This is a genomic window from Streptomyces sp. CNH189 (assembly GCF_000527195.1).
Genome location: NZ_AZUS01000014.1, coordinates 92,483 through 106,488 on the forward strand (window position 1 = coordinate 92,483; position 14,006 = coordinate 106,488).

11 protein-coding genes and 2 tRNA genes are annotated in these 14,006 nt (G+C 74.1%); 7 read left to right on the forward strand and 6 right to left on the reverse strand.

The annotated features are described in order from the left end of the window. Positions 1–183: 183 nt before the first annotated feature. Positions 184–274, reverse strand: a tRNA-Ser gene (locus B100_RS0119885). Between the two features lie 202 nt (positions 275–476). Between B100_RS0119885 and B100_RS0119890 the strand changes: the two genes are divergently transcribed. Continuing rightward, a complete protein-coding gene (locus B100_RS0119890) occupies positions 477–962 on the forward strand; it encodes an SSI family serine proteinase inhibitor (protein ID WP_024886179.1) in 486 nt (161 codons plus the stop codon). A 217-nt stretch (positions 963–1,179) separates the two neighbouring features. Beyond that, a complete protein-coding gene (locus tag B100_RS0119895; RefSeq protein WP_078541026.1) occupies positions 1,180–5,847 on the forward strand; it encodes a PAS domain-containing protein in 4,668 nt (1,555 codons plus the stop codon). 282 nt (positions 5,848–6,129) lie between these two features. Here the strand turns inward: B100_RS0119895 and B100_RS0119900 are convergent, their stop codons facing one another. From B100_RS0119900 to B100_RS0119910, 3 genes are all read right to left on the reverse strand, one after another. After that, a complete protein-coding gene (locus B100_RS0119900) occupies positions 6,130–7,845 on the reverse strand; it encodes a long-chain fatty acid--CoA ligase (RefSeq protein ID WP_051490023.1) in 1,716 nt (571 codons plus the stop codon). A gap of 86 nt (positions 7,846–7,931) precedes the next feature. Next, a complete protein-coding gene (locus B100_RS0119905; protein WP_024886182.1) occupies positions 7,932–8,492 on the reverse strand; it encodes a SigE family RNA polymerase sigma factor in 561 nt (186 codons plus the stop codon). 289 nt (positions 8,493–8,781) lie between these two features. Further along, positions 8,782–9,066 carry a hypothetical protein gene (locus tag B100_RS0119910; RefSeq protein ID WP_024886183.1) on the reverse strand — a complete coding sequence of 95 codons (285 nt, stop codon included), beginning with the start codon at positions 9,064–9,066 and terminating at the stop codon, positions 8,782–8,784. Between the two features lie 356 nt (positions 9,067–9,422). On the opposite strand from B100_RS0119910, the gene B100_RS0119915 reads away from it, so the two are divergent. The 5 genes from B100_RS0119915 to B100_RS34030 all read left to right on the forward strand — a co-directional run bounded on the left by B100_RS0119915 (position 9,423) and on the right by B100_RS34030 (position 12,184). Beyond that, positions 9,423–10,289 (forward strand): bifunctional DNA primase/polymerase, encoded by an 867-nt coding sequence (locus B100_RS0119915; protein ID WP_024886184.1) that lies wholly within the window; start codon positions 9,423–9,425, stop codon positions 10,287–10,289. A 108-nt stretch (positions 10,290–10,397) separates the two neighbouring features. Continuing rightward, positions 10,398–10,829, forward strand: a complete 432-nt coding sequence (locus tag B100_RS0119920; RefSeq protein WP_024886185.1) for a hypothetical protein — start codon at positions 10,398–10,400, stop codon at positions 10,827–10,829. Further along, positions 10,826–11,368, forward strand: a complete 543-nt coding sequence (locus B100_RS0119925) for a DinB family protein (RefSeq protein ID WP_024886186.1) — start codon at positions 10,826–10,828, stop codon at positions 11,366–11,368. The genes B100_RS0119920 and B100_RS0119925 overlap by 4 nt, the downstream gene beginning before the upstream one ends. Next, positions 11,365–11,799 carry a YunG family protein gene (locus B100_RS0119930; RefSeq protein WP_024886187.1) on the forward strand — a complete coding sequence of 145 codons (435 nt, stop codon included), beginning with the start codon at positions 11,365–11,367 and terminating at the stop codon, positions 11,797–11,799. Before B100_RS0119925 ends, B100_RS0119930 begins: the two co-directional genes overlap by 4 nt. Positions 11,800–11,926: 127 nt before the next feature. Further along, positions 11,927–12,184, forward strand: a complete 258-nt coding sequence (locus B100_RS34030) for a hypothetical protein (RefSeq protein WP_037723143.1) — start codon at positions 11,927–11,929, stop codon at positions 12,182–12,184. Positions 12,185–12,253: 69 nt separating this feature from the next. Here B100_RS34030 and B100_RS0119940 read toward each other — a convergent pair. Together B100_RS0119940 and B100_RS0119945 are read right to left on the reverse strand one after the other, a co-directional pair. After that, positions 12,254–12,340 (reverse strand) — tRNA-Ser (locus tag B100_RS0119940). Positions 12,341–12,404: 64 nt separating this feature from the next. Continuing rightward, positions 12,405–13,886: a trypsin-like peptidase domain-containing protein gene (locus tag B100_RS0119945; protein WP_024886189.1), complete on the reverse strand. Its 1,482-nt coding sequence runs from the start codon at positions 13,884–13,886 to the stop codon at positions 12,405–12,407. Positions 13,887–14,006: the final 120 nt, after the last annotated feature.

Below are 14,006 nucleotides of genomic sequence, written 5' to 3' on the forward strand. Positions count from 1 at the left end.
TTCAGTTTTACCGCCGCTTCCCGGCCCTTTCGGCCCGCTCGCGGCGACAGGAAGAACATTACATGACTGCCGCCGCCATGTGAAATCCGTTAGCCCTACCCCTTGTGACCTGCACAAACGTGGACTGTCGAGGGCGGCAACGACGAAGCCCCGGCCGCTGGGGCCGGGGCTTCGTCATCGGGGCGGAGGCGGAGGGATTTGAACCCTCGATGGGCTTTAAGACCCAAACCGCATTAGCAGTGCGGCGCCATAGACCGGACTAGGCGACGCCTCCATGCACAACCTGTCACGCGTGGGCGCGAGTGGGCGGTGCGTGCCGATGATGACACAACCGCTTGGGGTGTCACCAATCGCCCCCCACGGTACTAGGCGGGGAGCCCGCAGGGCAAAGCCCTTCCGACCGGCACGTCGTCGTGGCGCAACGTCCCGCGCGCCGGCGCGTTGATCACGGCATGTCTCCCCTCGCAGAGCACGCCATGTCCCCGGCCCGGACCCCGGCCGCCCTCCGGTCGCCGAAGCGCCGGCTCACCGCCGCCGGCGCCGCCCTTGTCGCGGTCGTCGCCTCACTCGCCGCCACGCCCTCCCCGGCGCAGGCCCGGCCGTCGGATCCGCCCGGCGACCGTCTCACCGTCACCGTGCGCGACGCGGGCGACGGGGCGGACGGGACGTACGAGGTGCGGTGCCGGCCCAGTGGGGGCAGCCACCCCGACCCCGGCGGGGCCTGCGCGGCCGTCCAGCGGCAGACCCGGTGGGGGGAGGACGCCTTCGCCCCGCAGCCGCGGGACGCCGTGTGCACCATGCAGTACGGCGGGCCCGCCACCGCCCGGATCACGGGCACCTGGGCCGGCCGCCCCGTCGACGCGACGTACGACCGTACGAACGGCTGCGCGATCACCCGCTGGGACCGGCTGGTGCCGCTGCTGCCCGAGACGGGGCGGACAGTCGGTGCACAGGGGGCGTAAAGGTCCGGCGAAGGTTCGCGGGGCGTCGGCGCAGGCAGTCGCGGGTGCCGGGCGTACCGGGCGTCACATCACCGTCACCTCACGGTGCGACGTCCGTCCCATCCGGCGTCGCGGGCGCAACCCCAGCCCTTAGACTCCCTCGCGTGACACGTTGCGGGCAGGTTGGCAAGATGGCCCGAGCGGTCGGCACGTCGCGGTAACAGGGAGGAAGCGTCTCGTGAGCAGCAGGCCATCCCGAGGCGCTGCTCGCCTCGCAGCCATACTGGACGCGCTTCCCGACGCCCTGGTGCTGGTCAACGCCAACGGGACCGTCGTCAACGCCAACACCATCGCGCTGGAGGCGTTCGAGGCGCCAGGCACCGCTCTGGTGGGGCGGGGCCTGCTGGACCTGCTGCCGGAGTTCGACAGCAAACTCATCCCCGGCTCCATGCGGCGGCCCGACCACATCGACCCCCGCGGACGCACCAAGCCGACCCGGATGATCGCCCGGCGGACCGACGGGACCGAGTTCCCGGTCGAGGTCACCAGTGCGAATCTGGAGAACACCCAACACACGTACGACAGTTACGGCTACAGCGGCGACGAGCTGCTGATGCTCGTCGTCCGCGACCTCTCCGGCACCGTCGACACCGAGGCCGAGCTGGCCCGTTCGCAGCGGCAGACGGAGATGATCCTGCGGGCCGCCTCCGAGGGCGTCGTCGGCACCGACACCGACGGGCGGATCGTCCTGGTCAACCCGGCCGCCGCCCAGATCCTCGGCTACCGGGCCGGCGAGCTCGGCGGACGCGAGCTGCACACGCTCGTCCTGCACTCACGCGCCGACGGCTCCCCCTTCCCGTACTCCGAGTCCCCGCTCGCCGACACCCTGCGCTCCGGGCGCAAGCACCGGGTGCGCGGCCAGGTCCTCTACGCCAAGAACGGCGACAAGCTGCCGGTCGACCTGACCACCGCGCCGGTACGCGACGGCGACCAGCTCGTCGGCGCGGTCATGACCTTCCTCGACCGCCGCCCCTACGACGCGTTGCTCGAGGAGAAGGAGGACGCCGAGCGGGCGCACGCCGAGGAGCTGGAGCGGCTCGCCGAGGAGCACGGCTCCGAGCTGACCGCCCTGCGGCAGAGCCATGTCACCGAGGTGGAGGAGCTCCACGAGAAGCACGCGGAGGAACTCGCCGCGTACGAGGAGCGGTACGCCGCCCTCGGTGAGCGCGAGAAGGACCGCTACGAGGCCCTCGCCGCCCGGCACGACCAGCTGCTCACCCTCCTCGGCGGGTCCCTGCGCGGCCCGCTGGACGAACTGCGCCGCGAACTGGCCGCGCTGGCCGCCGACGACGCGGGGCAGTTGTGGCCCGAGGCCAACCAGGTCCTCCACCACCTCTCGGCCGGCTACTCCCGGATCACCACCCTCATCGACAACGTCCTCGGCTACCAGCGGCTGGACGCCGGCACCGAGCAGATCGCCCGGACCAAGGTGATGCTCGACGCCGTCGTCGCGGCCGGTGTCGACGGTGCCGTGGAGCTGATCGGCCCCGGCCGGGTGCAGTTCGCCGTCCACGCCCCGCCCATCGAGGCCGAGGTGGACCCGCGTCTGCTCGCGACCGCCCTCGCCCATCTGGTCGCCGACGTCGCCGGCGTCGACGCGACCGGCAACACGCCCCTGTCGGCGGGCGGCTACCTGGACAACACGGTCGTGGTCGCGGCGGCGCAACGCGGCGAGGTCGTCCGCATCGAGGTGCGCGGCCCGTACGGCGGCGGCGACCCGGTGCACGAGCCCGTCGTGCGCGGCATCGTCCGGGCGCACGGCGGTGTGCTGCAGACGCACGAGGTGCCGGGGATGAGCGGCAGCGCGTTCGTGCTCGAGGTGCCGATCGGCGGCGGGGCGGGCGTCGTGCCGGCCGCGCAGCAGGACGCGGCGGTGCCCGCCGAGGAGAGCGCCGCTCCGGCCGAGCCGGCGCCGAGCGGCGGACGGCGCCGGGCGCGGCGTGCGTCCGTCGACGCCTTCCTGGAGAGCGACACCCCGGGCGGTGACGACGCCCCCGCCACGGAGGCCGCGCAGCCCACCGGCCGGCGCAGGCGCCGGGCGGCCGGCGCGGAACCCGCGCAGGCCCAGCTTCCGGCCCAGGCGTCCGGCGAGGGCGCGGGCGGGTCCGGCGGCACCGGGCGGCGGCGGGGCAGGCCCGCCGAGGCCGCGGCGGGCGCGGAGGTCGAACTCGCGGGAGCGGGAGGGGCGGGGGTGTCCGAGGGCGCCGTCGTCACCGCCGCCGAGCATGCCGCGGGCGCCGCTGCGTCCAACACGGGGCTGGGCGGGACCGTACCGCCGCAGGGAATGCCCGCACCGTCCGGGCGGCGTGCCCGGCGCGCGGCCGGTGACCAGCCCGCGCTGGCACCGGCACTGCCCGCGGCCGCCGAGACCGACGGCGCAGCGCAGGCCGGGGTCGCGGTGCACGTCCCGGCGCAGGGCTCGGGTCCCGGCCAGCAGCAGTCACAGCCGACGGGACGGCGCCGACGGGCGCTGGCCGCCGCGAACGAGCGGGCAGCGGCCCAGGAGGCGGCCCCTCGCACGGTGTTCGCGCTGCCGCCGGCCGGGGCGGACCAGGACGAGCAGACCTCGCCGGCCGGACGGACCTCGCCGGACGGGCAGGCCGAGGTGGTGGGGCAGGCACCGCAGGCCGGGGTTCCGGGAGCGCAGGGTGCCGGGCCGGTTCCGCAGGCGACGGTTCCGGCGCAGGGGGCGGGGGGCGCGCAGGTTCCCGTGGCGCCGGGTCAGGTCGCGGGCGGGCAGGGCGTTCAGGCGGGCGGGCCGGTGGCGCCGGGTGCGGTGCCGGACGGGCAGGCGGCTCCTCAAGCGCCGCACGCTCCGCAGATGCCGCACGCTCCGCAGGTCCCCCAGGCTCCGCAGATGCCTCAGGCTCCGCAGCCCGTCGCTTCGGCGGCGCAGCCTGTGCCGCCCCATGCGGGAGTCCCCGGGTCCGAGGCCCAGCCCGTCGCACCGCATCTTCAGCCCGTCGCTGCGAACCCGCAGGCTTCGCAGCCCGTTCCGCCGACCCCGCAGCAGACCGCGGCCGCTCAGGTGCCGCAGGCTGGCGGGCAGCCGCCGCAGGCCGCCGCACCGGCGCCGCAGGTCGCGGGGCAGCCCGCGCAGCCCGTTGCCGCAGGGGCTCCCGCGCCCGCCGCCGGGCCGGCCGACGCCGGGCGTCACGACGCCGTGCCGCACGACCAGGCCGAGGACCACACCCCGCCGCAGCCGCACCCCACCAGCGCGCCGACGGGCCGTCGCCGGCGCGCGGTCGCTCCTTCCGCCGAGGCGGGGCAGGCACCTGGCGTCCCCGCTCCCGGCACCCCCGAGCAGTGGGGGGCGGTGCCCCCGCAGGGTGCGCCCGCCCCGGCCGACGCCGCGCAGGCACCGGCTCAGAACTCCGCCGCGGCAGGAGCGCCGCTCCCGCCGGCGCAGCCACTGCCCGCCGAGGCCCCGCCCGCGCAGGGCACCCCGCCCGCCGGCGCCCCGGCCCCGCAGCAGTGGCCCGCCGCCGGTGACACCTCCGGCGCCGGAACGCCCGTACCGAACGCCGCGCAGCCCACGCCGTCCGGCGGTACGCCGCTGCCGCCCGAGGGCGCTCCGGCCCCGGACCGGCGGGCCGCCGCCCAGCCGCTGCCCGCCGAGGCCGCCGCGCCGGTGGACCCCAACTCGACGCAGGGCCGGGCGATCAGCGTGCGGACGCTGGGGCAGGGCGTGCCGTTCAACCGGCAGGCCGCCCAGGTCCAGCAGCCGCTGGCGTCGGCCACGCCTCCCCCGCACCAGCCGGGTGGCTCCGGACGCCGCCGCAAGCTCGGCACGCGTCCCGACGCGGCTGCCGCCGCGAACGGCCAGACGCCCGCCGGTCCGCAGGCTCCCGGCACCCAGGGTGCCCGCCCGCACCCGACGGCCGAGCCCGCGCAGCCCGACCACGCACCGGCCACCGCCCTCGCCCAGCCCCCGGCACAGCCGCAGCCGACGCCGGCCGGTCAGTCCCGGCTCACGCCCTCCGCCGAGGGCACCGGACGCTCGTACGCGATAGGGGCGCCCGACGCGGACGCCGCCGAGGGACCCGAGCCGCTGGACGGTCCGGGCGGCGCCGTGGAGGTGGCGGACCCGCCGCGTCCGCAGCCGATGGACGACGAACTGCCGCCGGAGCCGCTGGACAACCCCCGACGGCTGCTGGTGTGGCCCGCACCCGACGTGTCGACGCAGCAGGCGCTGAGCGACCGCGGCTACCGGCCGGTGATCGTGCACTCGCGCGAGGAGGTCGACGCACAGATCGCGGCCTTCCCGGCTGCCCTGTTCGTCGACCCGCTGACCGGGCCGATCACGCGGACCGCGCTGCAGTCGCTGCGTCAGGCGGCGGTGGCCGCCGAGGTGCCGGTGCTCGTCACGGCCGGACTCGGACAGGCCTCCCGCGACGCCGCGTACGGGGCCGACCCCGCCGTGCTGCTGAAGGCGCTCGCCCCGCGGGACAGCGAGCAGCACCCGCCGCGCGTGCTGCTGGTCGAGGAGCACGCGGAGATCGCACTGGCCCTGACCGGCACGCTGGAACGGCGTGGCATGCAGGTCGCGCGGGCCGCGAGCGACGCCGACGCGGTGGCGCTGGCGGGTCAGTTCCGGCCCAACCTGGTCGTGATGGACCTGATGCAGGTGCACCGACAGGCCGGTCAGGCCGGGATCATCGACTGGCTGCGGGCGAACGGGCAGCTCACCCGCACCCCGCTGGTGGTCTACACGGCCGCCGTCGACGCGGCGGACCTGCCCCGCCTGGCCTCCGGTGAGACGGTGCTGTTCCTCGCGGAGCGGTCCACCAGCGACGAGGTGCAGGACCGCATCGTCGACCTGCTCTCCCGCATCGGGACGAACTGACGTCCGCCGGGCCCGGGGCCCGAGACTCCGGGACTCCGGACCCCGCGACTTCGGGACTTCGGGACTCCGGGACTTCGGGCCGACGACCGTCCGCTGGACGCTGGGAGCAACTGGCCGTACGCCGATGCCGGCACGGCCGGGATGCCGGTCAGGCCCTTCTCACCGAGATGGGTGGCGGTGGAGTGACCGCCCCCGGGGCAAGAGCCCCAACAGCACCGCGCCGGGCGGTGGGCGCTTCCCGCGCTACCGCCCGGCGCACGTCCGGTCCCTCATCCGCTCCGGTCAGATCCGCGTGACGTCCAGCGTCCCCTCCGCGTACTGCCGGCGCAGCACCTTCTTGTCGAACTTGCCCACGCTGGTCTTCGGCACCGCCTCGATCACCGTCCAGCGCTCCGGCAGCTGCCACTTGGCGACCCGGCGCTCCTCCTGGAGGAAGGCGCGCAGGGTGGTGAAGTCGGCGGTGGCGCCCTCCTTGAGGACGACGGTGGCCAGCGGGCGCTCGCCCCACTTGTCGTCGGGGACGGCGACCACGGCGGCCTCGGCGACGTCCGGGTGCGCCATCAGCGCGTTCTCCAGCTCCACCGAGGAGATCCACTCACCGCCCGACTTGATGACGTCCTTGGCGCGGTCGGTCAGGGTGAGGAAGCCGTCCGCGCTGATGGTGCCGACGTCACCGGTCTTGAGCCAGCCGTCCTCGCTGAACTTGTCGGCCGGGCGGAGGGGTTCGGCGTCGGGGCCGTTGTAGTAGGCGCCCGCGATCCAGGGTCCGCGCACCTCCAGCTCACCCGCGGACTCGCCGTCCCAGGGGAGGCGTTCGCCGCCGGGGCCGGTGAGGCGGGCCTCGACGCCGGCCGGGAAGCGGCCCTGGGTCAGCCGGTAGGCCCACTCCTCGTCGGTGCCCACGGCGTGGGCCGGCGGGCGGGCGACGGTGCCGAGCGGGGAGGTCTCCGTCATGCCCCAGGCGTGGCACACCCGCATGCCCAGCTTGTCGAACGCCTCCATCAGGGAGGGCGGACAGGCGGAGCCGCCGATGGTCACCTGGGTGAGGGCGGAGACGTCACGCGGGCGGGCGGTGAGCTCGGCGAGCAGGCCCTGCCAGATGGTGGGGACGGCGGCGGCGTGGGTCGGCTTCTCGCTCTCGATCATCTCGGCGAGCGGGGCGGGCTGCAGGAAGCGGTCCGGCATCAGCATGTTGACGCCGGACATGAAGGTGGCGTGCGGCAGGCCCCAGGCGTTCACGTGGAACTGCGGGACGACGACCAGGGAGGTGTCCTGATCGGTCAGCCCCATCGACTGGGTCATGTTCACCTGCATCGAGTGCAGGTAGATCGAACGGTGGCTGTAGACCACGCCCTTGGGGTCGCCGGTCGTCCCGGAGGTGTAGCACATGGCGGCGGCGGCCCGCTCGTCCAGCTCCGGCCAGTCGTAGGCGACGGGCTGGCCGGCGAGCAGGTCCTCGTACTCGTGCACCTGGACGTCGGCGGCGGCCAGGGCGGAACGGTCGCCGGGGCCGGAGACGACCACGTGCTCCAGGGTCTTGAGGTGCGGCAGCAGCGGGGCGATCAGGGGGATCAGCGAGCCGTTGACGATGACCACCCGGTCGGCGGCGTGGTTGACGATCCACGCGAGCTGCTCGGCCGGAAGGCGCAGGTTCAGGGTGTGGAGCACGGCTCCCATGGAGGGGATGGCGAAGTACGCCTCGACGTGCTCGGCGTTGTTCCACATCAGGGTGGCGACCCGCTCGTCGCCGGTGACACCGAGGTCCTCGCGCAGGGCGTGCGCCAGCTGGGCCGCGCGGGCGCCGATCTCCGCGTAGGAACGACGCTGCGGGGCTCCCTCGCCGGTCCAGGTGATCACCTGCGAAGTGCCGTGGATCGACGACCCATGGGTCAGGATCCTCGAAATCAGCAGCGGTACGTCCTGCATGGTGCTCAGCACGGCGTCCTCCTGGGCGACATTGCCTGGCGTCGGTACGGGTTGCGCTGATTGTGCGCACATACCGCGCGGTATGTCACTAGGGGAGCGGATGATCGATCACGCTCCGCCGTTCGACGTTTCCCGTCAGGTTCTGCCCATATCCCCCCTCACTTTCGAACAAGCCCCAGCTCAGCGTCCTCACGGAGCTTGCCGAGCGCCCTCGACACGGCCGACTTCACCGTCCCGACCGAGACGCCGAGCACCTCGGCCGTCTGCGCCTCGCTGAGATCCTCGTAGTACCGGAGCACGACCATCGCCCGCTGCCGTGCCGGCAGGCGCATGATCGCCCGCCACATCGCGTCGCGCAGCGCCTGCTGCTCGGCGGGGTCGTCGCCGCCGGGCACCGGGTCGGGCTCGGGCAGCTCGTCGCAGGCGAACTCGTCGACCTTGCGCTTGCGCCACTGCGAGGTGCGCGTGTTCACCAGCGCGCGGCGCACATAGCCGTCGAGCGCCCGGTGGTCCTCTATCCGCTCCCAGGCGACGTAGGTCTTGGCGAGCGCGGTCTGCAGCAGGTCCTCCGCGTCGCTCGGGTTTCCGGTCAGCGACCGGGCGGTCCGCAGGAGCACCGGCTGGCGGGCCCTCATGTACGACGAGAAGGACGCGTACGGGAGGGTCTGCGTCGCCGGAGCAGCGGCGTTCGAAGCTCTGGTGCAGACGGGTGTGGTCATGTCGTCCACGCTATGAGCGGGCCCCGCCCGGCGGATCGGCCGCAGGTCCCGAAGCCGGATCCCCCTCAGGTTGTAGGGGTGGGGTCCGCCCCACCTACTGGAGGTGGACGAGCGGATGAGGGGTCCTGCGGGTCGCCCCTGAGGGGCGGCACCCGGCGCGCGACCGGCCGCGGGCGACGCCTTGCGCCCCCGGGCGACGCCTGAGCGGCGGCACCGTGGCGCCGCCGCACGGGCGTCCTCCTCCCCCCTGGTCGTACAACCCCCCTCTCTGCCGGAGCCCCCCTCTCCGTCAGATCGCGGGCCACCAGAAGGGCGCGAAGCTGATGGCCACGTTGTCCTCGCCCTGGTTGACGTTCGTGAACGCGGAGCCGTTGACCTGGGCGGTATTGCTTTCGTTCTCGGCGCCCCAGCCCGTGGCCTGCTGCTGGGTCGTGGCGGAGTTGCCGAAGTTGTCTCCGCCGACTCCGGTACCGAGGGCGCCGTTGTCCGCCGTCGCGACCCCGGCGAACAGAGCGGCCGCGAGCGGGAGCGCGGAGACGGCGGCGATGACGCGGGCGGTACGGATGCTTGCCATGTTGTGTTCCCTCCAGAACCAAGAACGCACCGGCTCGTGGCCGACCATGCGTGAACTACGGCTTTCACCAGGGAAGTTGTCCCCCCACCCTGGTGCTGTGCACGACGTCGCAAGATCAGGATTGCCCATCGGATCCCGCCGAACCACCTCGGAAGCCGTGATTCGCACGCAAGCGTGAGAACCCGCCGATAAACCCCTACTCGACCCTGATCTGCGAGCCGTCGATCATCGGGCGGCGCCGGCCCCGGCACCCCAAGGGAGGAAGCGTTCCGGCACCTCGTCGACACCCCGCCCTCCCCGGGCGTGCCGCACCGCACCCCCTTCCTTTCTTCGAACGCCTGTACGAAAATAGATCCATGGCCACCACCGACCGGCAGGCCACGACGCTGGCCCTCGCACACGCCCTGTCAGCCGCCGAGCGCGGACTGGCCGTCCTCCCCCTCTCCCGCACCAAGCTCCCGGCCCTGCGCTCCCCGCACCGCGACGACCCGGGCCCGGCGCGACCGCGCTGCCACGGCGAGTGCGGCCGCTTCGGCCACGGCGTGTACGACGCGTCCACCGACCCCGCCCGGATCCGCGCCCTGTTCGCCGCCGCGCCCCGCGCCACCGGCTACGGCATCGCCTGCGGCCTGCCCCCGCACCACCTCGTCGGCGTGGACCTGGACACGAAGAACGGCACGGACCCCGCCGCCGCCCTGCGCGCCCTCGCCTCCCGCCACCGCTTCACCATCCCGCCCACGGTCGTCGTCCTCACCCCGAGCGGCGGCCGCCACCTCTGGCTGAGCGGCCCGCCCGACGTCGTCGTCCCCAACTCCGCCGGGCGCCTCGCCCCCGGCATCGACATCCGGGGAGCCGGCGGCTACCTCGTCGGCCCCGGCTCCCGTACGGAACACGGCACGTACACGGCCGCCCCCGGCACCGCGCACCTCGCCCCCGCCGCCTGCCCGCCCGCCCTGCTGCGCCTGCTCCTGCCTCCGCCCCGCGCGCACCACCCGACACCGCCGTCCGCCGGCGGGCACGGCCAGGGCCTGGTCCAGTTCGTCCTCGGGGCGCACGAGGGCCAGCGCAACACCCGGCTGTTCTGGGCGGCCTGCCGCGCCTACGAGGACGGCATCGGCCCGGCCCTGCTGGATCCCCTGGTCGACGCGGCCCGCGCCACGGGTCTGCCCGAGCGCGAGGCCCGCGCGACGATCGCCTCGGCCGCCCGCATGACCGGCCACTGACACCGCCGCTCGCCGCCCCACCGAACCGCCCGCTCGCCCCCTCACGCTCGCGCTCACACCCCGAAAAATCGAAAGCCCCACATGCACCAGCGCCTTAAAGTGCCGACCATGGCACTCTCCCGCGTCGTCCTCGCCTCGGGCCGCCCGGTCGACCTCACCGAACTGCGCCTGTCGTCGACGTACGGCGAAGTGCTCGAGGGATACCCCTGCAAGCCGCTGAACGACCTCACGATCGCCGGACTGCTCCGGTCCGCCGAACATGCCTGCCCCGACGGCCCGGTACATCTGATCCCGCCGCCGCGTGAGTACCCCGACCAGTACGCGGGCGCCTTCGGCCCGGTGGAGGTGCTGCCGGCCGTGACCTGCGTCGGCAGCTTCCGTTCCGAGGCGCTCGACCCGGACCACGACCGTGCCCTGTACCGCTCCCGCCTCACCGTGGTCTGGTTCCAGCCGACGTCGCGCATCCCCTCGGGCTGCGACGCGGAGTCGGCCCTGCTGGACGTGGACTGGGAGCGACTCGCCACCGACGAGGAACTGTGACCGCATCCTTCGCTTCCCCCGCCGCCTCGCGCACCGGTCTGCTGCGCCGGCAGTTCGACCTGACCTGGTCCCTGTTCGAGTACCACCTGGAGCGTCTGGAGCCGGGGGACTTCCTCTGGGAGCCGGCCCCGCACTGCTGGACCGTGCGCCGCGCCGACGACGGCACGTGGGTCCCCGACTGGGCGGAGACCGAACCTGACCCCGTCCCGGTGCCCACCATCGCCTGGGTGAGCTGGCACATCGGCTGGTGGTGGCGCGTGACGCTGGACCACGCGCGCGGGGTACGCCCCCGGGAGCGGACCGAGATCACCTGGCCCGGTGAGGGCGCCGCGGCCGTCGACGGGCTCCGCGCGCTGCGTACGGAATGGCTCGCGTACCTGGACGGCGTGACCGACGCGGACCTGGACGCCACCGCGCCCTTCCCCTGGCCGCACGACCCGGCCCGCACCAAGGCCGACATGATCGCCTGGGTGAACGCCGAACTGATGAAGAACGTCGCGGAGATCGGCCAGCTCCGCCTGATCCGGGCGGTGTCGTGAGCGCGGACACCCCTGCCGACGGGACCGTCGGCCGGCGGCCGTGGAACCTGCTCGGACTGGACCGGGCGCTCAGATCCTGCTGGGCGGCCGACACCTGCTCACCCGACGACCTGCCCGACTGGCACCCGGGCAACCCCGCGTTGGGCCACTGCGACATCACGACCCTGGTCGTCAACGACCTCTTCGGCGGCGACCTCGTGGTCGGCGAGGTGCACCGCGACGGGTCCCCGTACGGCTACCACTGGTGGAACCGCCTCCCCAGCGGCATCGAACTGGACCTGACCCGCGACCAGTTTCGCGACGGCCAGACCATCACGTCCATCCGCACCGTGAAACGCCCCACGGGCCCCCCGCCCCGCCGCGACGCCGAGTACCACCTCCTCCGCACCCGCCTCACCCACCACCTCGGCCCCCTCCCACCACCGGCCTGACCGGCCCTCACCCGTCCGCTCACTACGCTTCCGGCCAGCGACCGAGGGGAGCGTGGCCGTGCACCAGCAGTGGCCGGAAGGGCCGCACGCCGATCCGGACGCGGCGAAAGCCCGATACGACGTATTCATGAGCGAGTCCCGCCACTCGGTGCGCGACTTCTTCCGCACGGACATGCCGGCGGCCCACCTCGGCGCGGCCGTCACGGTCCTCGCCTGCGTCCTGGTGGGACTGGCCTGGTCACGGGCCACAGCCGTGATCGTCGCCGCCGCGTTCGCAGGGCTGTTCGTCGTCGCCCTGACCGCAGGGCTCCTGACCGGAAGGCGAGGGCGGAACGCGGTGCGCGCCGCGTACAAGGTCACCTTCGGCTGGACGAGTTGGGTCTGACATCTGAACGCACCCACAAGAGCGGCCCCCGACCGGTCAGGTCGGGAGCCGTTCTTCGTGCTCACCACGCGGAGGCGGTGGGATTTGAACCCACGGTGACATCGCTGCCACGACGGTTTTCAAGACCGTTCCCTTAGGCCGCTCGGGCACACCTCCCCGCGCCGGCCGGTGATCGGCGGCGCGGGGACAAGGGTAACGGGTTCGACGGACGCGGGTGGGGTCAGCTGTCGCCCACGCGGGAGCCCAGCGTGAGTTCCGTGGTGCGCTGCTTGCCGCCGCGTTCGTAGGTGAGCGTGACCTCGTCGCCGGGCTTGTGGGTCCAGATCTCGCCGATCAGGGTGGGCCCGGAGTCGATGACCCGGTCGTCGAGCTTGGTGATGACGTCACCGGGCCGCAGGCCGGCCTTGTCGGCGGGGCCGCCCGGGTCGACGGGCTCGGTGCCGCCCACGCCCTCCTCGGTGATCTTCGCGCCGCTCGCCGTGTCCTCCAGGGAGACGGACGCGCCGATCTTGGCGTACACCGGCTTGCCCGTCCTGATCAGTTCCTGGGCGACGTACTTGGCCTGGTTGATCGGGATGGCGAAGCCCAGGCCGATCGAGCCGGCCTGCCCCGTCCCGAAGCCGCCGTTGCCGGTCGACTGGATCGCGGAGTTGATGCCGATCACGTTGCCCTGCGCGTCCAGCAGCGGGCCTCCGGAGTTGCCCGGGTTGATGGACGCGTCGGTCTGCAGGGCGCTCATGTAGGAGGCCTGGCTGCCGCTGCCGTCGCTGGACGCCACCGGTCGGTTCTTCGCGCTGATGATGCCGGTGGTCACCGTGTTGGACAGGCCGAAGGGCGCGCCGATCGCGATGGTCGAGTCGCCGACCGCCACCTCGTCGGAGTTGCCCAGGGTGAGCGGGTTGAGGTCCGACGGCGCGTTCTTCAGCTTGATGACCGCTACGTCGTACCCCTGCGCGTTGCCGACGACCTCGGCGTCGTACTTCTTGCCGTCGGGGAACGTCGCGGACAGCTTGCCGCCGTCGACGGCGTCCGCCACGACGTGGTTGTTGGTGACGATGTGGCCCTGCTTGTCGAAGACGAAGCCGGTGCCGGTGCCGCCCTCGCCGCTGCTGCTCGCGGCCTCGATGGTGACCGTGCTGGGCAGCGCCGCCGCGGCGACGGCGGCGACCGTGCCCGGGTCGCGCTTGACGTTGCCGCCGCTGGTGGACGACGACACGGTCGTCGAGCCGCCGCTGTCGTTCTCCCGGGCGAGCGTGTAGCCGAGGCCGCCGCCCAGACCGCCCGCGACCAGCGCGGCGACCAGGACCGCGGCGACGACGCGTCCGCGCCCGCCGCCGCTCTTCGGCGCGGGCTGCTGGTACGGGGTGCCCCAGCCGCTGCCCCAGCCACCGCCGTGGCCTGCGGCACCGTGCCCCGCACCGCCGTCGCCGCCGTACGACGGGGTGGACGGCGGCGGGGGCGGGGGCCAGGAGGCGTCGGGGGCGGAGCCGGACTCGCCGGGGGGAGGACCGGCCGGGGCGCCGCCGTGCGGGCCGGGGTCCTGGTGTGCGTGGGAGCCCTGGGCGCCGTAGGGGCCGCCGGCCGCCGGAGCCGCCCCCGGGTGCGTGCCCCGGGGAGCGGAGGCAGCGGGAGCATCCGCCGGCGGGGGCGGCGGAGCGGACGGGGCCGGGGGTACCGCGCTGCCCTCGTTCTCGGTGCTCACAGCTTCTCTCCTCGATCCACGGCTGTCGTTCTCGGTCGCAACGGCTGACGTCGTCGGTCGCACGGGGGCTCGCATGTCACGCGCGCCTCGCGTAGGGCGCGACGCGGATGCAGCTGTGCA